Source organism: Candidatus Hydrogenedentota bacterium (genome assembly GCA_016791475.1).
In the GTDB taxonomy this organism is placed as follows: domain Bacteria; phylum Hydrogenedentota; class Hydrogenedentia; order Hydrogenedentales; family JAEUWI01; genus JAEUWI01.
Genome location: JAEUWI010000017.1, coordinates 36,705 through 61,017, shown reverse-complemented (window position 1 = coordinate 61,017; position 24,313 = coordinate 36,705). Strand labels below are relative to the sequence as shown.

Sequence of the window (24,313 nt, the reverse complement as noted above, 5' to 3'; positions counted from 1 at the left end):
GAGGGTATACACAATGCGCGTCCATACAATCTCAATCTGGTCTTTGGCCCTGGTGGTCGTTTGCCTGGTTGCCCCCGCATTCGCCGATCCGCTTCAGGTGCTGCTCCTGAGCGGACAGAATAACCACGAGTGGCGGGAGACGACGCCGAAGCTGCGCGAGATCCTGGAAAAGGAGGGTGGGGCCGAGGTCGCGGTGCTCGATAAACCCGAGACCATGACAGCCGAGTACCTCGCTGGATTCGACGTGATCCTGAGCAACTGGAACAACTGGGGCGATGCCGCCGCCACAGGCTGGCCCGAAGCGGCGCGGAGCGCGCTGATCGAGTTCGTCGCCGGAGGTAAGGGCTTCGTCTCCGTCCACGCCGGGTCTTCCTCGTTCTACGATTGGGCGGACTACCAGAAGATGGCGATCACCGCCTGGGACCTCCAGAACACGGGACACGGGAAGCAGCATCACTTTACCGTGAAATCATCCGGCGTGGCGCATCCCATCACCGAAGGCATGGCGGACTTCACCACCTTCGACGAGCTCTGGCACAAGGTTCCCGTTCCCCCGGAGGCCCAGGTGCTCGCCACGGCCTGGTCCGACCCGGAATTTCGCGGCACCGGAAACGAAGAGCCGATTCTCTTCAGTCGAGACTTCGGCAAGGGCCGCAGCGTGAACTTCCTCCTCGGCCATCACGTCCGCGCCATGAGCCATCCCGCCTTTGCCACGCTGCTCCGGCGCGCGGTGGCCTGGGCCGCAACGGGCTCCGTTCCACCAGCGCCCCGGAACCTCGAATGGACTCAGACGGGTGAAGCACTAGCGTTGAAACTGAACGGCGCCACCCTCTGGCAGTTGAACTTCGGGAAGGACGCCCGGAAGCCCTATTTTCACCCCCTGGCCCTGGCTGAAGGCCCGGCCTTGACTTGGGAAGCCCCGCCGGATCACCCCTGGCACCACGCGCTGTGGTTCTCCTGGAAGTTTATCAATGGCGTTAACTTCTGGGAAGAGAGCCGGGAAACTGGACTGCCCGACGGCAGGACGCTCTGGGACGCGCCCGTCATTGACACACAGGCCGATGGTTCCGCCGTCGTTCAATTCAACCTGCGCTACGAAATCGATCCGGGAAAGCCTGTGCTGGCAGAGTCGCGGACGCTACATCTTTCTCCACCGGACTGGATGGGCGCCTGCACCATCGACTGGGATGCGACTTTCAAGGCCCTGAATGCCGATGTGGTGCTGGACCGCACGCCCATCGAGGGCGAGCCGGAAGGAAAATCCTGGGGCGGCTACGCCGGTCTTTCCATGCGCTTCAGCCTGATGATCGACGCGGAAGTAAACTCGGAAGCGGGCCCTGTGGCATTGGACGCGCCCCAGGCGAATCTCGACGCCCGCGCTCTGGATTTCAGTGGCGTGATTGATGGCCACCCCGTGGGTCTTGCCATGCTGTTGCGCGAGGGAAGCAACGCCCCGTCGTCACCCTGGTATGTCATCGCGCAGCCGGACAACAACTTTCATTACTTCAGTCCCGCTCTGCTCTACCGCGCGCCCCGCACCCTCAAAGTGGGGGAGACGCTCGCCCTTCACTACCGTATTGTCGTCCATCCCGGCGTGTGGAACAGCCACCGGCTCCGTCAGGAAATGGCCGTCATGAACGCCGCTCAACCGAAACAATAACAGGTCCCCGGGAGTTACACCATGAAAACGCACCCGTCTTCACGCAGGGATTTCTTGAAATGGTCGTCGGCCGCGCTCGCGGTGCCCCTGATTCTTCCCGCGCGCGCCTGGGGCAACGATGCGCCCAGCAATCGCGTTAACATCGCCCTCATCGGCGCGGGCGGGCGCGGAAGCGGTCTGCTCAATGACGCCGTGCACCGACCGGAGGCCCAGTTTCTCGCCGTGAGCGATTGCTACACGGATCGGCGGGAATCCACTCGGGACAAGCTGAATACCTTTTACAAAGGCAACATGGTCCAGGCCTATGCCGACTTTCGCGAGGTGCTCGCCCGGAAGGACATCGACGCCGTGATCATCGCCACGCCCGATCACTGGCACGTGCCCATCGCGATTGCGGCGGCGCGCGCGGGCAAGGCGATCTATGTGGAGAAGCCCCTGGGCGTGAGCATGGAGTGGGCCTGGGAATTGCGCCGCGTCGCGGCGGAGCACAGAACCGTCATCCAGTATGGCACCCAGCAACGCTCCGCGCCCCAGTTCCGCCAGGCCTGCGAACTCGTCCGCAACGGCTACATCGGCGAGGTTTCCCGCGTGGATGCGTGGTGCGCCGATATTTCCAGCCAGTACGCCGCCTTCAGTGTGCCCCAGTACGGCAGTACGGAGCCTGCGCCGGTCCCCGAAGGATTTGATTTTGATCGCTGGACCGGCCCGTCGCCCGAGCGAACCTACACCGTCGATCGCTGTACCTGCTACGGCACCTATCACCTCTACGACTACGCCCTGGGCTTTATCGCGGGGTGGGGCGCCCACCCCCTCGATATCGTCCAATGGGGGCTTGGCACAGACCACACGAGCCCCGTGCAGTACAGCGGCACGGGAAGCCTCCCTACACAGGGACTCTACGACACCATCGAGTCCTGGGACACGGAATGCGTCTATGAAAGCGGCGTGAAGCTCCGCTTCATGGGACACCGCGTAGCGGAGCCGATTGTTTCGGTCTACCGCCCCTGGAAGGACCACGGCACGACCTTCTTCGGAAGCGAGGGCTGGGTCAGCGTCGATCGCGGCGGTATCCTGGCCAGCAACCCTGACATCCTGAAGGTGAAATTCAAAGAGAGCGATGTACGCCTGAAAGAGACCACGAGCCACATGGGCGATCTCCTGCACTGCGCGAAGACGGGAGAGACACCCGTGAGCCCCCTCGAAGCCGCCATTCGCTCCGACACGATAAGCCATCTGTGCGACATCGCGATCCGGCTCAACCGCCCGCTGCGCTGGAACCCGGAAAAGGAGCAGATCCTCGACGATACCGAAGCCACCGCCATGCTCAGCCGGCCCGTCCGCGCGCCCTGGGATCTACACAAGGACATGGTGAGCTGAAGCGATTGAACATGCGCCCCCAAGAGAGGCAACACCAAAGGGGCTTAGTCATTCCTGCCTGAGATAACGCCCATCTTAATGTTCAAAGGGCACAGTGAATTAGTGAAGCAATCTGGGGGGTGTCATCCTTATGAAAGTGGGGATGGCGAGAACTTGCGACGTGTACTTCGCCGCTTTCTGGATTCCCACTTTCGTGGGAATGACTTCGATTACGATGTAGTGGCACTGGACCTCCTGTTGGGCGCTGTCGACCGAGGCGCACTCTGCCTCAGACATGTCCGAGGCCCTTTAAGATATAGCGCTCTCAATCTCGGCAGCCGGACCGAAGCACGGCAGTTCGGTTGCTTTGTGCCGCTATCGTGTTACAAGATCCCGGTTCGTAATTCGACTGTAATCGTGAGGAGAGCATGATGATTCGACGTTTGTTCCCCGCCATCTTGTCTGTGGCGACATTTTTCGTATTGGGTCTGTTCATCACGGTCACCGCCGCCGCCACGGCGGCGGAAGCCCCCGCCGCAGGCGCCGTGCGTACCCTGGAACTGCCGGGTGGCGTTCCCCTGGAAATGGTCTGGATTCCGGCGGGCAGTTTCGAGATGGGCCAGGCCCCGGGCGAGCGCGACGCCTACCCCAACAAGGAAACGCCCCGGCACCCAGTAACCCTCACCCGCGGCTTCTGGATGGGCAAGTATGAAATCACCAAGGCCCAGTGGCAGTCGGTCATGGGCACGAGTCCCTGGGGCGGCCGTGAGCAGGTGTCGGACGACCCCGCATCGCCTGCCGTGTACATATCCTGGGAGGCGGCGCAAGCCTTCAACGAGAAGCTCGCGGATCACTTGAATGAAGACCTCCGCCTGCCCACCGAGGCGGAGTGGGAATACGCGTGCCGCGCCGGCACCACCACGCGCTTTCCCTGGGGCGACGACCTCGACTACGTGGAGATCGATGCCCACGCATGGTGGCGTGGAACCGTCCCCGCCGGTAAAGACGCCAGCGCACAGCCCGTGGGAAAGAAACTCCCCAATCCGTGGGGCCTTCACGATATGAGCGGCAATGTCTCCGAATGGTGCCAGGACTGGCACGGCTACTACTTCGACGGCGAATCGGTGGACCCCGCCGGGCCGTCCTTCGCCGCGCACCGCGTGCTGCGCGGCGGGGGCTGGACCGCCACCGGCGGGCGATGCCGTTCATCGCGGCGCGACCACGAAGAACCCAAGGCGGAGCACAGCCACATCGGCTTTCGCGTCGCCATGGGCGCGCCCGCGCCGCGCCCGGCCGGTGAACCCGTCTTTACTGATGTCTTTGTGGCTGGGGAGGGCGGCGTGAGCACCTACCGCATCCCCGCCATGATCACCGCGTCCGACGGCAGCCTGCTGGCCTTCTGCGAGGCGCGGAAGATCGCGCAGGACGATGCCAGCCCGACCGACATGGTGCTGCGGCGCAGTCTCGACGAAGGCAAGAGCTGGCTCCCCGTCCAGACCCTCGTGCCGGGAACCGGCGCGGAAGCCCTCATGAATCCCTGTGTCGTGATAAACCGGAAAACGGACGAGGTGGTGCTCGTGGGGATCAACGCCCACAAGACTGCCCCCGGCCACCACCGCTGCCTCGTCCTCAAGAGCGCGGACAACGGCAAGACCTGGTCCGCGCCCCGCGATATTACCGAGGCCATCGTCAACGCGGACGATAGCTTCGTGCCCGGCCCCGGCATCGGCGTCCAGATGGACAACGGCCGCCTGATCATTCCCGGCTATACCGGCGAGGCCACCATCGAAATGGAAGAAAACTTTCGCTCCTGCGTCATGTTCAGCGACGACGGCGGCGACACCTGGACCATGGGTGCGCCCGTGGCCGAGCTTTCCGACGAGTCCCAGGTGGTGTCTTTGAAGGATGGGCGCCTCATGCTCAACATGCGCGGCAACATGGGCCGGAGCTGCCGCGGCGTGGCCACCAGTGCCGACGGCGGCGCGAGCTGGTCCACCGTGCGCTGGGACGCCGCCCTCAACGAGTGCCCCTGCCAGGCCAGCATCCTGCGCTACAGCGCCGGAAAGACAGGCGGGAAAGACGGCCTCCTCTTCGCCAACCCGGACAACTTCGGCGAGCTCTACGGCGTCGTGGAGCGAACAAAGATGACGGTGCGCATGAGTTACGACGAAGGCGCCACCTGGCCCGTAAAGAGACTCATCCACGCCGGCCCTTCGTCCTACTCCACTTTGGTGCAGCTCTCCAACGGCGACATCGGCATCCTCTTCGAAGGCGGAGAAAAGCACCGCCGAGAATGGATACGCTTCGCCCGCTTTTCCATGGCCTGGCTCACGGGCGAAATGCTTCCCTGAGCATGGTATTGGATTCAACGAACATGCAAGTATGGAGCGGGGATTCCCCAGTCCTGGTTCAGGGCATGAGAGATATGGAGCGGGGGCTTTCCAGCCCCCGAAGTCCCAAGGGTGTTACGACGTTGGTGTATAAGATTGTCGGAGCGGGGCATGTGAGGTATGGAGCGGGGGCTTTCCAGCCCCCGAATTAAGAGGGCATAAGCATGACGTACGGCGAGGCTGAAGGCCATGAAATAGAAAATCCGCTCGCGAAGCAACTCCCCTCCACGGAGCCAGACGATTGTTCCCCATCCTTCTTTCAGCGAGGCGGCGAAATCGATATCAAGCACAACCGGCTCCCTCACTGGCAGCAGGGAGATGTCTGGTGCTTCGTAACATGGCGATTGGGCGATTCCTTGCCGGCTGCGCTGCTTCGGCAGTGGCGGCAAGAAAAAGATGCGTGGTTGAAACACAATCCGCGCCCCTGGGGTGTTGCTACCGAGCGCGAATACTATGGGATCTTCATGGAGCGCATCGACGGCTGGCTGGACAAGGGAATGGGCTCGTGCCTTCTGCGAGATTCAAGCAATGCGGAAATCGTGGCGGGTGCATTGCGTCATTTTGATGGCGAGCGTTGTGATGTTGCATCTTTTGTGGTGATGCCAAACCATGTGCACGTGCTCTTTCGACCCTTGGGCGAGTATAAGTTGCGAGCGATTCTTCAATCGTGGAAGGGCTTCACGGCGCGCGAAATCAACAAACGTATGAACCGGAAGGGCGCCCTCTGGCAGGAGGACTATTGGGACCGGCTGGTAAGGAGCGATCACCACTTCGAATACTACTTCGGATATATCAAGGAGAATCCGAATAGAGCTGGACTAAAACCGGGGGAGTTTATCTACCTCGAAAAAGACAATTAATAGCGAGAGTATGGAGAGGGAGCTTTCCAGCTCCCCATTTTCTTGGTCTATACGTGAGTCGCGGGCACCTGCCAGATCGCAGTTCACGTTGGCAGTTCCACTGTGGGCCTGGAAAGGCCCCCCTCCATAGCGCGGTGGACTGATAGTATGGAGTGGGAGCTTTCCAGCTCCCCATTTTGAGTTTTGCACGGGAGTCGCGGGCACCTGTCACACCGCAGTTCGCGTTGGTGGTTCTCATGTGGGCCTGGAAAGGCCCCCCTCCATAGCGCTGTGGACTGATAGTATGGAGAGGGAGCTTTCCAGCTCCCCATTTTGAGTTTTACACGGGAGTCGCGGGCGTCTGCAATACCGAAGTTCACGTTGGTAGTTTAGATGTGGGCCTGGAAAGGCCCCCCTCCATAACGCGCCTACTCGGAGCCCTTCTCCAGCATCCGATACCGGATCTTCACGCCGCGCGGTTCTTCATCGTCGAAGCCCAGAATCTGGACAATGCCCAAACCGCCCTCGCGCGTCTTGAAGGTCCACGTCGCAGGCAGCTCGCCCTTCGCGCTGAGGTAGACCGGATTGCCGGGCTTGCCATACTTGAAAGCGTCGTGTTTCAGCGCGCCATTAGTCGCCGCCTCGTCCCAGATCGCATTTGCTTCGGGATTGAGAACTATATCTATGCCGATCAGGCCGCGCACCTCGTCCTGATTGCCGCCGCCCGCGTCAATGCCATTCTTCGCGCACCACGCGAAGGCGTCTTCCGTGCCGTTGAAATTCGGCGGCGTGAAAAGTTTACCGGTGTCGAAGTCGATCATGCAGTTTTCCCCCGAATGACGGATGGTGACTTCGACTTCAGGGCCGAGGGTCGGCGCCGTGCTGGGTTGCATGAACGGTGCCTTCGTGTCGAGCGCATTGGCCGCTCGAATCTCTGAAATCATCGATTCGGCCACGTCCTTGCTGAATTTACCTCCCACGACAAATTTCCCGTCGCCCACTGGGCCATTCAGGGTGGGCGCGGCGAGAATCATTTCCTGGTACATGCAGGCCATCCGGTGGCCGATATTTTCTTCGGTGGCAAGCGCGAGTCGTTCGGAGGCCTTTTCATTCAATCTGATTTCAATTGCGTACTCATTCGGAGTAGCGCCTGGCACCGCCCCGACAGCGGCAAGGTCGCCCTCACCGACCAACACGTCATCAAGTAGCCAGAGTTCGTCGACTTCATCAGGCGGCCTGTTGCTCGCCTCCCGCGGAAATGCCTTCGCGCCTTTGTCGTCGGGCTTGGCTGCAACCATACGAATCTGGAAGACGGAATGAGCACGGAACAGTTCAGGATCGTCAACAAATTCTATAGTCCGCTCCCCTGTCATCAAAGTGCCGGTCCAGTCGTCAGGCCGGGGTGCGTTATCCCCCGACCTCGCATACGTGTCGGGGAAGTGGACCCTGAACTGCACCTTGTGAATGCCGGCATGAGAACGTGCCCACGTGGCCACAGGGTGTAAAGGGGAGCGGCCTGATGCTTCCGGCATAATCGTGAAACTCGCGCTCTCGATCGCCCCGACTTCTCCCGGCGCGAGTTTGACGCGACGTACTGGATTGAGGCCAGTGCCTTGCGATGTGCCGCCCGCCCGTTTCTTCCCCTGATCGTCGGTAACGAAGCACTGGTCACCATTTCGCCATTTGCTGGACAAGAACTCCAGCGGAATTGGCCCGATATTGCGCACCAGGTATTCCATCCCAATCGTTTCGCCCAGGGCATACGTCTCTTTTTCAGGAATGAAACGCACGGCGGCCTGAAGACCATCCACGACGGGGCCCCAAGACGTGTCTGCCGCCGGAGGCGTGATGGCGTCACCCGCGATGCGCGTCAGAAGATTGGGGTCTTCGAGCAGGGTGCCTAGATAGTCATGATTGAAAACTGAGTAGGGTGAATCGCTTGAGTTGGCGCTGCTTTGCTCCCCATTGGATTGGGCTGATTTCTCATGAGGATAGAGCGCAATCCCATGTATCGTTCGCCATTCGTAGTCGCGAATCTGGATCTCAAGTTCCTCCGCCTCCTCTGGCGCGATACCGTCAAATATCCACTCGGATTGCGACATTTCCTCACCATCTCTGCTTACTGTCATTCGGAGAGGGTGGGCGGCGCTGGCTGCGTCGATAGCGACCACTCGGCGTTCTTGTTCAAGCGACTTGTGAGTAACGGTGATCCGCTTTGCGCCGTCTTGGTCAAAGACGTCACTGAATGTAGCGCTGAATTCACTATCCGATACGCCGGTGTCGCATCCAATGCAACCGCTGAACACGGTTTTCCAAGGTCCGGCAGCGACTCCGACTTTGACCGAGGCATCTTTTGCGTTCATAGGAAATGTTGCATCAAATGCGTTTCTGAGGGACGCTCCGGAACCGCTACTGCCTATCGTCGAGCTGGAGCCCGGCCGTTCAATTTTGCACATAAACGTAACACCCGTCATGGAGTGGCTATTGAGCGGCGGTAGCAACTCGACAAGGAACTTGCGTCCGATGGTTTCGGGTAGGAGCGTGACGTTGCTTACGTCGGCCGTTACTCCCTCCGGTGCCAATGCCATTGGAGAACCGTCTGCCGCCCAGAATATACCACTGGCCTCGCCGATTGTATCGCCGACACCGATGACGTGCGCCCGGTAGCCGCCGGGGAATTCGACGCTGAACGCACCGTCGGGGCGATCTGCATCGGGTTCGCTGTCATTCTGCGTTTCCGGACTCACCGGGCTTTCCGGTATGCTCTCGGTGCGTGGGTTCAGCGCAATCGGCGTATCGCCGCTCGCATTCGCCGTAGAAGGATTATCGCCAGAGGCTTCCGTTGGCGCCGCGAGGAGCGGATCCAGAGCTATCCCGTCAAAATAGAAAGTCTTCCGAAAGTCGGTCGGGTCCGCGACCTGCCCGAATTCGAGTTCGAGCAGTTGATCTGCAGGTAATGGGAAATTCACCACTTCTAATTCCGCGCGATCAAAATCCACGAAGTGGATTGATTGCGGCCAATAGGTGTTTCCCCGCTGATCCTTGGCGGAAACCGTCAGGCGTCCGCCTTCCCAGTCACCCGAGCGCCGGAGCACCACGGTACAGTGCGATTCCGATTCGGGATTCAACGCGAGCCATGTGACCTCTCCGCCCCCCTCGGAATACTCGACGTTCCATGAACCGGCGCGGACCTCCTCGATTTCGACCCAACCGGTGCCCCCGGTCGTGATGGCCATGTCAGTCTTGCCGACGGGGAGGTGATGGTGGGCGGACGGCGAATCCTTCAGCAGATCGACGCGAAACCAGAGGTCGATATTTTCGGGCCATTTTCCGCCGCGCCGCGCAAGGAACACCGCGTTGTTGAGAGCGGAAACGAAACCGCCCGTGAATTCTACGTCCTGTTCCAATTTGTGATAGCGCGAATCACTGTCCCAGAGCACGCTTCGAGTTTCGTGGTCGAAGACGCGGATCTGAACCACGTCGAAGTCTTTTGGGAACTGTTGCCTTCCGCCGATATCGACGAGCAGGCAATCCCAGTCCCCTTCTTCTAACTCGGGGAATCGGCCGCGGTGCGGGAACTCATGGGGCCATGCGGGGAATTCGAGTAGCTCCAAGGCCTCGGGCGCGTCCATGCGCCGCACCTTGGTCAGTTGGAAGTCCCTGCCGCTTACCCTGACCACTCCCGCTGCGTCGGAAGCGACTGCCTGTTCGTACGCGCCGCCCACAATTCCCACGCCCGCCGTAGGCAGCATCGCGGCCTTTCCCCGACTCTCGAACCAGCCAAGCTTCGGGTAACTAACGTCGAATCCTTCAGGAAAGCTCCTGGTGCTCGTCCTGTACACGGTGTCATAAACGGGCAGATAGACGCAGCCTTCAGAATCCGTGGTTAAATCGAAGTACTTCAGATTCAGGCTTGGATCCAAGCTTCCGCCCTGGACGCGATTGCACTCGATCTCAAACTTGCGGATGGCAGCGCCCACGATCGGACTTCCGTCCGCATGCTCGTAACGTTGAATGAGCACCACGGGAGCGTGGCGGTACGAGCGCAGGAAATAGTCTTCGGCCACGGCCGTGTTGCCATTCATTTGGTGCCAGGTGCCCAGCAAGTGCTCCACATAGAAAAATTCTGGATGTTTCGACAAAAGCGCTTCGAGCGATTCCCGAACTTCTGGAAGTGAGTATCGATTCACACGGTTGTGGATTGCGTTGTACCTCTGGGTCAGTTCGAGACACTGGGCGATGGCTTCCGCATCTCCGTCGCTCAATTTGAACGGGAGATTTCTCCAACCGCCGAAGAAACTCTCCAGGGAAGTCTTCTTAACAGGCTTCGCAATAGCCAGGAGATCACCGGTCGTGGAAATTTCTCGTGTTACGGCCACGGCACCCAGCACACTCACGACCACGCTTAGGGTGGCGATACAAATCACAGCGAATTTTCGGGTGACGAGTCCCCGATTCCGCGCGGCGTCGAGGACCGCCAGCAGTCGCCCCTCAAGTTGGCTTTTCTGGGCCATGGTGATGGCGGCGGCGCTGACGACGGTGCTTGCGCGCAACGTACGGGCGATTTCGAGGAGGTTTTCGGCGTAGGCGGAGGGGCGTTCGCCGGCGGCGAGGACGAGGTCGTCGCAGGCGTGTTCGCGCTCGATGCGGAGCTGGCGGAGGGCGAGCCAGGCGAGGGGGTTGAACCAATGGAGGGAGGTGGCGGTGCGGGCGATGGCGTGGGCCAGGCAGTCCCGGCGTTTGACGTGCGCGAGTTCGTGGAGCAGCACGACGCGGCGCTTTTCTTCGGACCACGCGAGGGCGTCGTCGGGTAGGAAGACGGCGGGCTTGATGAAGCCGGTGGCCATGGGCATGGAGCCCGCCGGGCTGCGCAACAGCCGCGCCGTACGCTTCAGGCCGATGCATCGGCCTAGGGCGGTGGCCAGCGCCTGGAGGTCGCCCTCGGAAAAGGCTTCAGCGCGGCGGCGCATGCGCGCGACGGCCACGACCCCTGCGGCGAAGGGCGCGAGGGAGAGCAGGGCGAAAGAGAGCCACGTTGCCAGCAGCCATACGCCGTAGTTCATCGGGGCTTGCGCGGATTCAGGCGGCGTTGCGTCGATTGGCGCGGCTGGCCGCTCGCTGCGTGCCGCAGGGGGGATGACATTGGGTGCCACTGGCGCGATTTCGGTCATGGGCGTCGAAACGACAACGGGTGCTGCGGGTGCCGTCGCGATTGGCGGCGTAGCGGCAATCGGCGCCACGGCGGGGGCCTCAATCGCAGGCAGAATAGGAAGGGTCCACTTCGGCATCATCAGCGACACCACGGGCAGGATCAGCAACCCACACAGGGCCAGCATCCACACGAGGTGTCGTGCCGCGGCGGCGTTGCGTCGCAGTGCCGCCGCGGCCAGGCCTGCCGCAGCCATCAGGATAAGCCCTTTGGCCCCGGTGTCCACCAGCGCCACCAGCAGGCGCGGCCACACGCCGCCGCCCAATTCGTCCTGGAGTAGATTCCACATGGTCAGCGCCCCTTCTGCTTGGCTTCCTCGATCAGGGCCGACAGCCGGTCGAGATCGTCGTTGCTGAGTTTGTTTACATCCATCTCGATGAGGGACGCGGCGGCCTGGGCGGCGGACCCATTGAAGAAGGTGCTGACCATCCGCTTGAGTACAGAGTGTCGCGCATTCTCGGGGGAGACCGTGGGTACGTAGAGAAATTTCTTGCCGAGTTTCTTCCGCTGGAGGTGGCCCTTTTCTTCAAGGGAATTGAGGATGGCCCGCACGGTGGAGTAGCTGGGCGGGTCGGGGATGGCCTCCAGCACGTCGGTGACGGAGGCCTGGCCGCAGGCATAGACGGCCTCCATAATCTGGCGCTCGCGCCGCCCGAGATCGAGGGGGGTAGATTTGTTCATGGTGATAGATTCCTTAACAGCCGCAGACCGCGCCCATACGGCGGCCATGTGCTAAGGATATAGCACTTGCTGCGGCTTGTCAAGGGAAATGCTACTGGGTTAGCACTTGGGGGCCAACCGGACCCAGAACTCCATACGACCCATACGACCCATACGACTCATACGACCCATACGACCCATACGACCCATACGACCCATACGACCCATACGACCCATAACCCTCCCGGCCCCTAACTCAGCCCCACCATCCCAACGCCAAGCCCTTCGACCTCCACCGGAACACTGGACCCCCGCCACCGCACTTGAAAAGTCTCTCTGCCCTCGCCCAGGTTCCAGAGCAGCACGCTGCCCACTTCCGGATACCACGCGCAAACCACAGGCTTTTCGTCGATCACATGGGGCACATCGAGGCCCGCTTGGAGCATCTCGCGCTTCAGCGCCCACAGCCCCTCAAGGGACTCGTCCACGGCGCGCAGGCCTTCGGGCACCCGGCCCGCGCTGGCGCGGCACACGAGCTGGCCAGTGGTCTGGCGTGCTTTCTCGCTCAGGTTCCGCGCATCGAAATCGGCCAGGAAAGTCCATCCATCCGTTGCGATCTGGTCCGTCACTTCGAAGGGAATCCCCATCGCCAGAAAGAGGCTGAAGGGTTTGTCTTCCCCCACATAACGCTCGGCTTCGCCCCAGTAATGCTTGAGGGGACCCTGAGGACGGCTGTCGCCGATCAGGTCGTGTATCCGGGCGTTCTCTTTCATGGCCGGAGCGAGCACATCCCAGTGTGCGGCGGGGAAGGGCGTCAGGCCGGACATGAACATGGTGTTGGGCACACCGGTGATCGTCGACACCACAAGCTTCGCCGCCATGTTGCGGGCGGAGAGCTGATCGGCGGGGTAGGCCGTAGTCTCGCTGAAAGCCAGGTCCCGCCGGGCATAGCGCCGGTGAAAGAGGGCGCTGAAAAGTTCGTCGGTCTTGCCTTTGACCGGGCCGAAGCCCTTGTCGTGAAACATCAACTCTCCCACACGAAAGGGCACGTCCGTGTATTCGGAAAGTCGGATACCGGCCTTCTCCGCGCCAAGGTACATGATCATATTGCCCAGGGCCACCTCGGGCGCGGCGGCCTGCTGCGCGCGGAAGCTGGCGGTGAGTTGATCGCAGGTGTAGTTCACCCACGCGCGAAGCACCTCCGAGAGGCGCCGGTCGCGCACATCGCCGAGCAGTTCTTCCCAGCGTGCGTCGGCATAGCCGTGCCGCGTCAGAAAATCGTTGCGGTGGGTGTCGCAGAAGCACCCGCCGATGACGCCGGGTCCCGTGGCCAGGCGGAAGTCGTCGTCGAGGAAAATGCAGTCCGGCTTCAGCCCCGCCAGCAGGCCAAGGGCCGCCACGTTCTCTTCCGTCGCCGGCGGATGGAGGGAGGTGCCGGAATACTTCGTGCCATCGGGCCGTTGCGCCATCTGCCAGTGGGCGGGCGGGGTGAGGGCGGTCGAGCCCGATTTGTCGCCGAGGGAATCACCGGGATGGCCCAGGGGCACATTGACCAGGTGCCAGCGCAGCCCCAGGTATTCAAGGCGCGCCGCCGTCGCGCGCAGGCGCTCCGGGGTTTCATACCAATAGCCGTAGAAATAGGCGGCCAGCCAGATATCGGTTACACCGGCCTGTCGCACAATGTCCAGCAGGGCTGGGTTTTCTTCCATCGCCTTCGGCGTGAGGCAGAGGTGATAACGGCGCGCCATAGCGCGTTCGGCGACCAGGGCTTGAGGGGCAAGGGGCAGGCTGGTGGAGCCCGCGGCGGCACACAGTGCCAGGAAACTTCTTCGGGTCAACATGGCGGGGTACTCTCCAGGAACTACCCGGATATTCTGCGCGCGAACGTGCAAACGAATCAATAGAATTCGGTGTCCGGAAGACTGATCGAAATCAGTTCAACCACGGAGGACAAAGCGCAGGCTGCGGTCGCAACCAAATTTTTCCACCACGAAGATACGAAGGGCACGAAGATGGGGGAGGGAAAAAACCGTTCCGCGACAATGATCCCCCCTGCAATTAAGGCACAGTCAAATTTGATTTTTCTTTGCGCCTTCGCGCCTTTGCGTGCATTACATCGGCAAGAAGACGTGCCAAAAGTGACCCAATGACCGACGAAGCCCTGCAACGCAGCAAGCTGTCTTCTATTCCTATTCTCTGTGCCTCCGTGGACCAGATCGCATCCACTCATTACGGTGGTACCGAACCGCGCCAGCCCTCGCGCAATATCGACATCATCGCCGCGAGCGTCTCCGCCTGGGCGGGGTCATCCGCGATGTTCGTGGTCTCGCCGGGATCGCTTACATAGTCATAGAGCTCCACCTCTTCCACCTTCGCAGGATCCAGCACGTGTTCCCAGACGATGAGCCGATACCGGTCCGTGCGGATCGTCCGGCCCATAAGATCACCCGGCGCGGCGAGTACCTCCGGTCGGCTCACGCGCACGGGATCGGGAAACTGGCTGAAGGTCGCGCGCTTCCAGGGGCGCTCGGGCGTATCCAGCAGCCTTGCGAAGCTGCTGCCTTCCAGACGCTCCGGCGCGGGCAGCGCGGCAAGTTCGCACAGCGTGGGGAAGAGGTCCACAAACTCCACGAGGGCCTTCGTGTGCTTCCCGGCCGCCTTCGTGCCCGGCGCGGACACAATCAGCGGCGCGCGCGTCGCTGTCTCGTAGCACGTTTGCTTCCCCCAGCGACCATTCTCTCCCAGGTGATAGCCGTGATCGCCCAGAAAGACCACGATCGTATTCTCCGCAAGGCCGAGACGTTTCAGTTCCTCCAGCACACGCCCGGCCTGGGCATCCACAAAGCTCACGCAGGCCGCGTAACCGTGCATCAGCTCCCGGGCCTTGTCGTCGTCAAGGGGACCCTCCGGCGGCGCGCCTTCATAAGCCCCGTGATCGTGCATTGCGGGGTAAGTCGCCCGGGAAAGGTTGGCCGGGGCCTTCCCATTGCGCACCGGGCTGAAGGCCTCGCGCTGATAGAGATCCCAGTACTTCTTCGGGGCAACAAAGGGAACATGAGGACGAAGAAAGCCCACGGCGAGAAAGAAGGGCTTGCCCTTCATCTGCTGCAAGGCTTCAATCGCCCGGTCCGCGATCTGTCCGTCGCCCAGTTCATTGTCGGGCACGTCGGGCGCCTCGCAGAGCGCCGCCTGCACGAAGTGGCGCTTCCACTCGCCGCCCCCGTACAACGACCGCTGTGCCGGGGTGAGTTCCGCAGCCTCCTGAAGGCGATTGTGCATGCACGTGGCGCCCTGATACATCCCGCAGCCGGGATGGCGCAGAAAGATCGATTCCGCCAGCGCCATCCCGCTACCCGTGTGGTAATACTGGGGCGGAGGATACCACGTGGGCTCGCTCCACGAGGGTAAGTCATCCATCCGCGCGCCGACATAGGCCTGGGCAAAGCTGGGGTGAAAGATTTTGCCAATCGCCTGCGTGCGATAGCCGTGTTCGCGAAAAAGCTGGGGCAGCGTCACAATCGACGGGTTGTGGGTGCGGAAATGGGTGTCGTTGTCGAAGATGCGCGTCGTGTCCGGACGCAGCCCCGTCAGCAGACTCGCGCGCGAGGGACCGCAGACGGCATTCTGGCAGTAAGCACGCTCAAAGACCAGTCCCGCGTCCGCAAGCCGATCCAGGTGGGGCGTCCGCAGCCCGCTTTCGCCATAAGCGCCGAGCCACGGCCGCATATCGTCCGCCATGATCAGGAGCACGTTGGGCCTGCCGTCGGCGCAAACTTCCACGGCACGGGCGAAGCAGAACGCGCCGATTGTCAGTCCGACGACGAGGCGAAGCAGGCACAGTCTCATTTCACGGCCCTTTGCAGTGGAAAGTTCGAGAATTGATCTTGAGTGTATCACGGTCGTCTCCTCTCCGGTCTCATGGTCTTATTCGGTCCAACAGTATCGATAGAAAAGACTATATCGATATAGTACGGGGCGTTCAAGCGGGGTTCGCCTGCGTGGAAATAGCAGATTTATTGGGTTTTGTTTTCATTTTTATTTCGTTTGGAAAGTGCTTGACAAGCGGCATGGCTTATGATAATTTGACTGGGTCGATACACTAAGTCGTGGTGGTGTTCGGCAAATGAGGGTAGGTGCGGACCATCGCTCCGGGTAGTCACAGCGGGGAGCGAAGCCGCTGGATCTGTCGCGTTTCAATGAAGACGGTCAGTTTTCATTCCTTAATCCGGTGTCTTGATTCAAACCAAGGAGAACGTGTCATGGCAGGCAGAAGGCGAGGTTTCACATTGATCGAGCTGTTGGTGGTGATCGCCATCATCGGCATACTGGCGGCGATTCTGCTCCCGGCGCTGGCGCGCGCCCGGGAGGCGGCGCGGCGGGCCAGTTGTCAGAACAACCTGAAGCAGTGGGGCTTGATCTTCAAGCTCTATGCGAACGAAAGTAAAGGTCAGAAGTTTCCCATGGGTTCGCAGTGGATCGCGGGCGGCTGGATCTGGTCCATGGGCGTGGACAGCGAATCGCTCTATCCCGAGTATTGGACCGATCCCAACATCATGATCTGCCCTTCCGATTCGCGCAATGACCGCCCCCCGATCTCCAACGGCGCTTCAATCTGGTTCACGGGCTCCGTCGGCATCAAGCAGGATATCGCCGCCCAGGTGAACAGCATCCAGGGCAACACGCCCGCCGCCAATGCCGTGCGCCACGGAATCCTGTCCTGGCCGGTGTCCTACTTCTACATGCCCTATGCCGTAAGCACGGGCTCCCAGATTATGGACGCCTACTACGGCACCTGCTGGTGGTACAACGACCCCGCGACCCCGAGCCAGCCGGAGATTAGTTTCTCCGCGGCCCAGGTGCAGGCGGTCGGCGGACCGCCCGAGTGGAGTCGCGTGGTCAAGTGGCAGAACCGCTCCCAGCACGACATCCCCGCCGGAGCGTCCTACCTGCCCCAGACCTATCTGAGCTTCCTCCCGGTGGGCGATGACAACGGAGGAAAGCTGCCCGCGGGCTACAAGATCTGCCGCGAAGGCATCGAGCGCTTCTTCATCACGGACATCAACAACGCCGGCGCTTCCGCCAAGGCCCAGAGCAGTGTCATCACCATGTGGGACGGCTGGTCCGGCAATGAGAGCCAGTCGGTGGAAGGCATTTCCTCCACCGCCCAGTTCAACCACATCCCCGGCGGCGTGAATGTACTCTACATGGACGGCCATGTCAGCTACATGAAATACAAGGACGGCGCCCCGGTCAACCCGGCCGACGGTCCCGGCAGCAACGGCGTATGGCCCCTGAGCACCTTCCTCGTGGGCGACCTTACCCGCGGGGCCGGCTTCGGTTGATTTGAACAGCGTACCTGAACCATCGTGGCGCGGGGGACCCAGGGCCCCCGCGCCGTTAAGATCAAGATTCTGATTGGAGCATTTGTTGTGGAAGAAACAGCGAAGCGGCGGCGTAAACGAAAGAAGGACCACCATGCCGAATCGCCGGACGGTCCGAAACCGTCCAGATTCTGGAGGAAACTCACCAGGCCCCTTAGAAAAATTTCCAAGGCCGTCTTGCCCTCCGGCACGCGATCCCGCAAGCGGGAGGAAGAAGCGCCCAGGGCGGTTCCCTCCAGTGCTTCACGGCTGCCACGGCTCCCCTTAATCATTTGCGCCCTTGGCGCAGGCCTCCTGCTGGCGATATATCTGCGGGGCTGCACCTCCACGGAAGTGGTCATTGAAGAGAGTGCGGAGACGCAGAAGGTGAGGCAGTTGATGAACGAGGTCGTGCAGCAGCAGCAGCAAAACGACATGACCAATGGAATGGCGCCCGTGGCGGCTCCGGCTGCGGGCCCGCCCTCGGCGGAATCACCGAATCCCGCACCTTGACCGCGCGGCGCACCAGAGCCCCGCGTTTCATAGCGCATCGGGATTCCGAAAATTTCTTGCGGGGGCGAAAGGAAAAATCCATGGGCCGTGTTATTGCATGTCTCGTCGCGGCGCTGGCGCTCGGCTCCTCCGCCTGCGGAAGGGACGCCACGGCGGCGGAGCTTGCCGATGTGGTCGGGATCAACCACATCAACAGTTTCTATCATCTAACCGAAGACGACTACATCAACGAAGGCGCGGACCAGGTCCTGGCGCTGGGCAGCCGGGTGATTAAGCTCATCATTCGCGATCGGCTGGACGGCTATTACAAATTCAATACGGAATGGCCGGAAATTACGAGCCTGGTGCAGGCGGCGCAAACCCCATATTTCGAAAAAGTCTTCGCCAAGCCCTTCACCTCCTTCGTGCTCATGACCTTCGCGCCGGGCCGGGAAATCCACTACTTCACCCAGGGCATGACCCCCGAAGACGAAGCCCATGAGCGGGATTCCTATTACGAATTCACAAAATACCTGCTGACCCGCTACAAGGGTACGGGAAAGACCTTCGTATTCCAGAACTGGGAAGGCGACTGGGTGTTGACCCATCCGCCCCTGGATATGGAGAAGAAGCCCGACCCTGTCGCCGTGGAGGGCATGATCGAATGGCTCAACGCGCGCCAGGACGGCGTTGATCGCGCGCGCCGGGAAGTCGGTATGGACGGCGTCCATGTTTACCACGCGGCGGAGGTGAATCTGGTGGAAAAGGCGCAACTGGGCCACCCGACGGTGACCAACGATGTGCTGCCCCGCACCCACTGCGATTTGTACTCCTATTCGGCCTACGATACCATGGGCCAGAGCGAGGAGAAATACCGTTCCGCGCTCCAGTATCTGCTGGACAAAGCCCCCGACAGTGCGACCTTTGGCGCGAAAAACGTCTATATCGGCGAGTTCGGCTGGCCCGAGAGTCTCGTGAGCGAGGAACAGCGGCTGAACATGATACGCTACAGCGTGGAAGGCGCTCTCGATATAGGCGCGCCGTACATCCTCTTCTGGGAGCTCTATTGCGATGGCCCGAAAGCGGAGAGTACACCGCCCTACGGCAACGACGAGATGGTGGGCAATTGGCTCATACGCCCCGACGGGTCCAAATCACCCGCCTGGAATTATTTCAAGCAACTCTTGTCCCCATCGGGGCCGTAAGTGGAACATACTGTAATTTCCTGTTGAAGTCTTGGAAAGGTTTGGGTATGCGCTCTATCTTATACAGACGAGCAAAAAACTTGATGGCGGGCGTGGCTGTCGCGGGCCTTTGCGCGGCCATGGCCGGGTGTCAACCGCGGCCAAAGGAGGACGACGGGCGCGTCACCATCGGCGCCATCGTCTTTCAGGAAGACCAGTACTTTCACCTCATTCAGCAGGGCATGCGGGATGCCGCCGACCGACTGAAAGTGGAACTGATGGTCAACAACAGCTTCGGCGCGCTCGATAAGGAGATTGCCATCGTCGATACGTATCTGGCGAATCAAGTCGACGCCCTCGTCGTCGCGCCCCTGAGTCCCCAAAGCTCCATTCCCGCACTGAAGCGCGCCCACGACAAAGGTATTCCCGTCGTCACCTACGACGCCCACGTGGACGCCGACTTCCCGGCGAGCAACATCCGCAGCGATCAGGTGGAGCTGGGGCGCATCACGGGCGAGGCCGCCCGCGTCTTTATTGAAACGAAACTGGGTGGAAAGGCAAAGGTCGCCATCGTGCAGTACATCGCCCTGGCGCCCGAGACCGCGAGCCAGCGCGTGAAGGGCTTCAAGGACGAAATCACCAAACTGCCCGGTGTGGAAATCGTCACCGAGCAGGACGCCTGGCTTGCGCCCGAGGCCACCTCCCTCGTGGAAAACATGCTCACGGCCAATCCCGCCATCGATCTTATCTGGGCCGCCAATGAGGGCGGTACCGTGGGCGCGGTCAACGCCGCCGCCACCGCGAACAAAAAGAACACGGGCCATCATGTATACGTCTTCGGTACCGATATGAGCGAGCAGATCGGGACTTTCCTGCTCTCGGAGGAAGACGTCCTCCAGGCCGTCACCGGACAGAAACCCTTTGACATCGGGGCCCAGGCCATCACAACCGCCCTGGCGGCCTTGAAGAAGGAACCTGTGGAGAAGAAAGTGGCCCTGCCGGGTATTCTCTTTTCCAGGGCCGACGCGGTGGGCACGCGGGAGTACATGGCCAGGCTGAAGGAGCTCGCGCAGTAACCGCCATGACCTCCACACCCAATCTTGAAGCAAGAAATATTCGCAAGGTCTATCCCGGCACCGTCGCGCTGAACGACGTGAGCCTGTCGTTCATGCCCGGAGAAGTGCACGCCCTCATCGGCAAGAACGGTGCCGGAAAGAGCTCCCTGGTCAAGATCCTCTCCGGAGCCTCGCGCCCCACCGCAGGCGGCATCTATGTTGCGGGAGAGCCGGTGGAGCTCCGCTCGCCCCGCGACGCCTTCCAAAAGGGGATTGCCACCGTATATCAGGAGCTCAGCCTCGTGCCCGGGCTTACCGTCGCCCACAACATGCTCCTGGCCGATCTGCCCACGAAATTCGGGGGCCTTTGCATCGACTGGACCGCCGTTTATGATCGCGCCGCGGAAATCCTGGAAAGCCTGAATCTCGAGATTAATCCCCATCGACCGGTGAACACCCTGGGCATGGCGGGGCAACAGATGGTCGAGATAGCCAAGGCCATGTCCTTCCGCCCAAAGGTCCTTATGCTGGACGAGCCGACCTCGTCGCTGGCGAACGACGAGACCGAGAGCCTGTTTCGACTCATTCGCGAACTTTCCGCACGGGGAGTCGCCATCGTCTATATTTCCCACCGACTTCAGGAGTTGAAGCGCATCGCCCACAAGGTGTCCGCCCTGCGCGATGGCGACCTCGTAGGCACGATCCCCATCGAAGAGGCCGACCCCGCCACCATTGCCCACATGATGTTTGGCGAGGTCGTCCCGCGCCACCGGCCGGAAAACCTGGTGGTGGGAGAGGGCACCGTACTCGAAGCGCGCAATCTCAATCGCGCGGGCAAGCTTCACGATGTGTCGCTCTCCGTGAAACGCGGCGAAATCCTGGGCATCGCGGGGCTCGTCGGCGCCGGGCGTACGGAGCTGCTCCGCACCCTGTGCGGCGCGGACCGGCTCGACTCGGGCGAGATCCTGGTGGAGGGAAAGACCGTTGAGCGGCCCACCCCCGCGAGGATGAAAGAGTTCGGCATAGGGCTTACCCCGGAAAACCGCAAAGAGGAGGGCCTCGTGCTCAACCTCAACACACGGGAAAACATTTGCCTCGCCAGCCTGCGCCGCTTCTCGTGGCACGGCGTCACATCGAGAGCCCGGCAGGAGCCCACGGTGAAGCGAAACATCGAGGAACTCCACATCCGCGTACCCAATGTGGAGGCACCCGTGGCCACCTTGAGCGGCGGCAATCAGCAGAAGGTGGTGGTGGGAAAGTGGCTCAACACCGAGCCACGCATCCTCCTCCTCGACGAGCCCACCCGGGGCATCGACATTCAGGCCAAGCAGCAGATCTTCCAGTTGATCTGGGATCTCAGCAAGAAAGGCATCAGCACCATTTTTGTTTCAAGTGAACTGGAGGAGCTGGTGGACGTGTGCCACCGAATCCTCGTCATGCGGGAAGGCCGGATCGTGGGCGAAGTTCAGCCCGATTCGGTGACGCCCCAGAAATTGTTTGAGTATTGTGTGGACGCGGACGCGTCGCTAGAAAGTGCATCCCATGGGTAACGAAGTACTGGTCGGCCAGGCGCGTGCGTGGCTCTCTCGCTCGGTAATGGATATTGTCCTCCTCGCAATTTGCGTCGGTCTGGCGCTCAGCGCGCCAAACTTTCTGTCCCTGGAGAATTTCCTCAACATCCTGCGCTCCGTGTCGATGATGGGGCTTATCGCCTTCGGCATGACCATGATCATCATCGCCAGGGAGATCGATCTCAGCGTCGGTTCCGCCGTGGCGCTCTCGGGTTGTATCGCCGCGAAACTCATCGAGGCCGGCATGCCCATCCCCTTCGCCATGCTCCTCACCGTCGTCTCGGGTGCGCTCCTCGGCGCATTCACCGGATTCATGCGCGTGAAGTTTGAGGTCCCCTCGTTCATCACCACCCTCGCCCTCTTCACCGCCGAGCGCGGTTTCGCCCTCATGATTACCAAGGGCTTTCCCATCGCCATCGCGTCGGAGTGGTACAGCTTTCTGGGTGGCGGCTACCTCTTCGGGGTGCCCTTTCCCGCCATCATCTTTGTAATTGCCTTCGCAGCGATTCACTTCCTCATGAAGTATACGGTCTTCGGCGGCGCCGTCTATGCCGTCGGGGGAAACGACGAAGCCGCCCGTCTCTCCGGTATCAACGTGGCATTCGTCCGGGTCATGGTATTCGCCATCACGGGCGGACTCGCCGCGGTCAGCGGGCTGCTCATGTCCTCCCGCATCGCCAGCGGATCGCCCACCCTGGCCCAGGGGCTGGAGCTGGACGTCATCGCCGCCGTCATCATCGGCGGCACCAGCTTCTCCGGCGGCATCGGCACGGTTCGCGGCACCCTCATCGGCATTCTGTTCATCGGCGTCATCTCGAACGGCATGACAATCCTCAATCTGGACCCATTCTTTCAATATATCGTGCGCGGCGGCCTGATCCTGGCCGCGGTATTGGCAAACCGACTGCAGGAGGTCAAGAAATGATGAAGAAAAAACTGGTGGCGACATTTGCCCTCGTGGCGGCGTGTCTGGCCGGGACCCTGGCCCCGGGCGCGTGCGCGGAAGAAAAGACATCATCCTGGAACAAGCCCCCGATGATTGGCATGTACGTGCACCAGCACTGGTCCTACAACCATCCCTATGCCGCCCGGACCTGGACCCTCGAAGACTGGAAGGGCTATCTGGACGGTCTGAAGAAACTGGGCTTCAACACCGTGTTGATTTGGCCCGTTCTCGAAACCATGCCGGATCCGCTCACAAAGAGCGACGAGGAGAATCTGGAAAAAATGGCCGAGGTGGTCGATTTCGCCCACGCCCAGGACATGCGCGTGCTCATCGCCTTGTGCCCCAATGTAATCGCGAAGAACGAAGAGGCCGCCAAGTACACCTTCGTGAAGCGCCCCTTCTTCTTTACCGACCAGCGCGTGAACCCGGCCGATGCCATCGCCATGGGCAAGATGCTCGAATTTCGCCGGAAGATCTTCACGCCGCTGAAGAAGATTGATGGCGTGCTCATCATCGATAGCGATCCGGGTGGCTATCCCGGCTCGGACAACGTGGAGTTCGTTTCGCTGCTGAACTCCCACCGCACCATGTTCAATGAACTGAATCCCAATATCGAGCTCTATTATTGGATCCACGCGGGCTGGGAGGCCTATTGCCGCTTCTACGCCACCGCCGAATTCGCCATGGGCGAAAACCCCGAGATTCAGGAAGCCATCAAGCTCCTCGCCAAGGTCAATCCCGAACCCTGGGGCCTGGCAAGCGGCCGTGGACCCAATGTCGCCGATGAAATCGGCATGCCGGATCGCGTGCTTAACTACCAGTACGGCGCAATCGAGGGCGAGCCCAGCTTCCCCATGCTGAACTTCGGCACCGAGTTCGCCTATCAGGCCGGGAAAAATCTTGGCGTGCGCGGCACCCTGGGCAATTCCCAGACCCACTGTCTCCAGCTCCCCAATGCCTTCCTCTTCTCGCGCGGCGCAACCGGACAACCCATGCCCACGCGCGAAGACTATGTGGCCTTTGCGGAGCGGCTGTTGCCCGGTCACGGTGAGACGATTGTCGCCGGCTGGGAGGCCGTCAATCAGGTCGACCCCGCAATCATCGAAGCGGCCGAGAAGAACGTATCCGCCATGGCCGACACCGACCTGAAGCCCGGCGATCTGGAAGGCCTCCTCTTCGGCAGCCCCAAGCGCTTCGTGACCGATCTGGGCCATGTGCTCCGCTTCCGTGCCACGCTGGAGCGCTTCCGCACCGCCGCCCTGGACGGCGCGGACAAAAAAGTCGTCGCCGAGACCATGGCCGCCTTTGTGAAGGAAGCGACGGATTGGCAGAAGGTCCACGACTACAAGAACAACTGGTACATGCCGCGCATGGAAGAGGCGCTCGTAAAGGTTGACGAAGCGACCTACAAGCCATTCTTTGTCCGGGACCAGAACTCCTACAAAGGCGAAGGCGCCACGCCCTTTGAACAGGTGACCAACGCCTACAAGAAAGTGGAGACCTTTACGCCCAGCCTGCTGGAGACGATGAAAAAGACGGTGGCGGCGTTGCAGAAATAGTCTTCCAAGCCGTGCTCCTTTACAGGGTCACG

Annotated in this window: 14 protein-coding genes; 10 read left to right on the top strand and 4 right to left on the bottom strand. The window is 61.1% G+C overall.

From position 1 onward, the window contains the following. Positions 1 to 13 precede the first annotated feature (13 nt). The 4 genes from JNK74_11150 to JNK74_11135 all read left to right on the top strand — a co-directional run bounded on the left by JNK74_11150 (position 14) and on the right by JNK74_11135 (position 6,266). Positions 14 to 1,660, top strand: a complete 1,647-nt coding sequence (locus tag JNK74_11150) for a PmoA family protein (GenBank protein MBL7646735.1) — start codon at positions 14 to 16, stop codon at positions 1,658 to 1,660. Between the two features lie 21 nt (positions 1,661 to 1,681). Further along, positions 1,682 to 3,037 carry a Gfo/Idh/MocA family oxidoreductase gene (locus JNK74_11145; protein ID MBL7646734.1) on the top strand — a complete coding sequence of 452 codons (1,356 nt, stop codon included), beginning with the start codon at positions 1,682 to 1,684 and terminating at the stop codon, positions 3,035 to 3,037. 407 nt (positions 3,038 to 3,444) lie between these two features. Next, positions 3,445 to 5,367 carry an SUMF1/EgtB/PvdO family nonheme iron enzyme gene (locus JNK74_11140; GenBank protein MBL7646733.1) on the top strand — a complete coding sequence of 641 codons (1,923 nt, stop codon included), beginning with the start codon at positions 3,445 to 3,447 and terminating at the stop codon, positions 5,365 to 5,367. Positions 5,368 to 5,570: 203 nt separating this feature from the next. After that, positions 5,571 to 6,266 carry a transposase gene (locus tag JNK74_11135; protein MBL7646732.1) on the top strand — a complete coding sequence of 232 codons (696 nt, stop codon included), beginning with the start codon at positions 5,571 to 5,573 and terminating at the stop codon, positions 6,264 to 6,266. A 407-nt stretch (positions 6,267 to 6,673) separates the two neighbouring features. On the opposite strand, the gene JNK74_11130 is transcribed toward JNK74_11135, so the two are convergent. From JNK74_11130 to JNK74_11115, 4 genes are all read right to left on the bottom strand, one after another. After that, entirely contained in the window at positions 6,674 to 11,743 is a 5,070-nt protein-coding gene (locus JNK74_11130) for a hypothetical protein (GenBank protein MBL7646731.1), read from the bottom strand. 2 nt (positions 11,744 to 11,745) lie between these two features. Next, positions 11,746 to 12,135, bottom strand: coding sequence for a BlaI/MecI/CopY family transcriptional regulator (locus JNK74_11125; GenBank protein MBL7646730.1), 390 nt, complete (start codon positions 12,133 to 12,135; stop codon positions 11,746 to 11,748). 230 nt (positions 12,136 to 12,365) lie between these two features. After that, positions 12,366 to 13,955 carry a hypothetical protein gene (locus JNK74_11120; protein MBL7646729.1) on the bottom strand — a complete coding sequence of 530 codons (1,590 nt, stop codon included), beginning with the start codon at positions 13,953 to 13,955 and terminating at the stop codon, positions 12,366 to 12,368. A gap of 388 nt (positions 13,956 to 14,343) precedes the next feature. Next, entirely contained in the window at positions 14,344 to 16,011 is a 1,668-nt protein-coding gene (locus JNK74_11115) for a sulfatase (protein ID MBL7646728.1), read from the bottom strand. 602 nt (positions 16,012 to 16,613) lie between these two features. Here JNK74_11115 and JNK74_11110 point away from each other — a divergent pair. The 6 genes from JNK74_11110 to JNK74_11085 all read left to right on the top strand — a co-directional run bounded on the left by JNK74_11110 (position 16,614) and on the right by JNK74_11085 (position 24,281). Continuing rightward, positions 16,614 to 17,456 (top strand): hypothetical protein, encoded by an 843-nt coding sequence (locus tag JNK74_11110; GenBank protein ID MBL7646727.1) that lies wholly within the window; start codon positions 16,614 to 16,616, stop codon positions 17,454 to 17,456. Between the two features lie 611 nt (positions 17,457 to 18,067). Next, positions 18,068 to 19,171 (top strand): hypothetical protein, encoded by a 1,104-nt coding sequence (locus JNK74_11105; GenBank protein ID MBL7646726.1) that lies wholly within the window; start codon positions 18,068 to 18,070, stop codon positions 19,169 to 19,171. Positions 19,172 to 19,218: 47 nt separating this feature from the next. Further along, on the top strand, positions 19,219 to 20,226 hold the full coding sequence (locus JNK74_11100) for a substrate-binding domain-containing protein (protein MBL7646725.1): 1,008 nt from the start codon (positions 19,219 to 19,221) through the stop codon (positions 20,224 to 20,226). Positions 20,227 to 20,231: 5 nt separating this feature from the next. Next, entirely contained in the window at positions 20,232 to 21,755 is a 1,524-nt protein-coding gene (locus tag JNK74_11095) for a sugar ABC transporter ATP-binding protein (protein MBL7646724.1), read from the top strand. Beyond that, entirely contained in the window at positions 21,748 to 22,701 is a 954-nt protein-coding gene (locus JNK74_11090; GenBank protein ID MBL7646723.1) for an ABC transporter permease, read from the top strand. The genes JNK74_11095 and JNK74_11090 overlap by 8 nt, the downstream gene beginning before the upstream one ends. Next, the gene (locus tag JNK74_11085; protein MBL7646722.1) at positions 22,698 to 24,281 is read left to right on the top strand and encodes a hypothetical protein; all 1,584 of its coding nucleotides are present in this window, start codon (positions 22,698 to 22,700) and stop codon (positions 24,279 to 24,281) included. The genes JNK74_11090 and JNK74_11085 overlap by 4 nt, the downstream gene beginning before the upstream one ends. The last annotated feature ends 32 nt before the right edge of the window (positions 24,282 to 24,313 follow it).

What these genes read in the sequence shown, in the direction of transcription:
- JNK74_11150 (MBL7646735.1), top strand. Translation starts at nt 14, where the DNA reads ATGCGCGTCCATACAATCTCAATCTGGTCTTTGGCCCTGGTGGTCGTT.
- JNK74_11145 (MBL7646734.1), top strand. Translation starts at nt 1,682, where the DNA reads ATGAAAACGCACCCGTCTTCACGCAGGGATTTCTTGAAATGGTCGTCG.
- JNK74_11140 (MBL7646733.1), top strand. Translation starts at nt 3,445, where the DNA reads ATGATGATTCGACGTTTGTTCCCCGCCATCTTGTCTGTGGCGACATTT.
- JNK74_11135 (MBL7646732.1), top strand. Translation starts at nt 5,571, where the DNA reads ATGACGTACGGCGAGGCTGAAGGCCATGAAATAGAAAATCCGCTCGCG.
- JNK74_11130 (MBL7646731.1), bottom strand. Translation starts at nt 11,743, where the DNA reads ATGTGGAATCTACTCCAGGACGAATTGGGCGGCGGCGTGTGGCCGCGC.
- JNK74_11125 (MBL7646730.1), bottom strand. Translation starts at nt 12,135, where the DNA reads ATGAACAAATCTACCCCCCTCGATCTCGGGCGGCGCGAGCGCCAGATT.
- JNK74_11120 (MBL7646729.1), bottom strand. Translation starts at nt 13,955, where the DNA reads ATGTTGACCCGAAGAAGTTTCCTGGCACTGTGTGCCGCCGCGGGCTCC.
- JNK74_11110 (MBL7646727.1), top strand. Translation starts at nt 16,614, where the DNA reads ATGGGCGTGGACAGCGAATCGCTCTATCCCGAGTATTGGACCGATCCC.
- JNK74_11105 (MBL7646726.1), top strand. Translation starts at nt 18,068, where the DNA reads ATGGGCCGTGTTATTGCATGTCTCGTCGCGGCGCTGGCGCTCGGCTCC.
- JNK74_11100 (MBL7646725.1), top strand. Translation starts at nt 19,219, where the DNA reads ATGCGCTCTATCTTATACAGACGAGCAAAAAACTTGATGGCGGGCGTG.
- JNK74_11095 (MBL7646724.1), top strand. Translation starts at nt 20,232, where the DNA reads ATGACCTCCACACCCAATCTTGAAGCAAGAAATATTCGCAAGGTCTAT.
- JNK74_11090 (MBL7646723.1), top strand. Translation starts at nt 21,748, where the DNA reads ATGGGTAACGAAGTACTGGTCGGCCAGGCGCGTGCGTGGCTCTCTCGC.
- JNK74_11085 (MBL7646722.1), top strand. Translation starts at nt 22,698, where the DNA reads ATGATGAAGAAAAAACTGGTGGCGACATTTGCCCTCGTGGCGGCGTGT.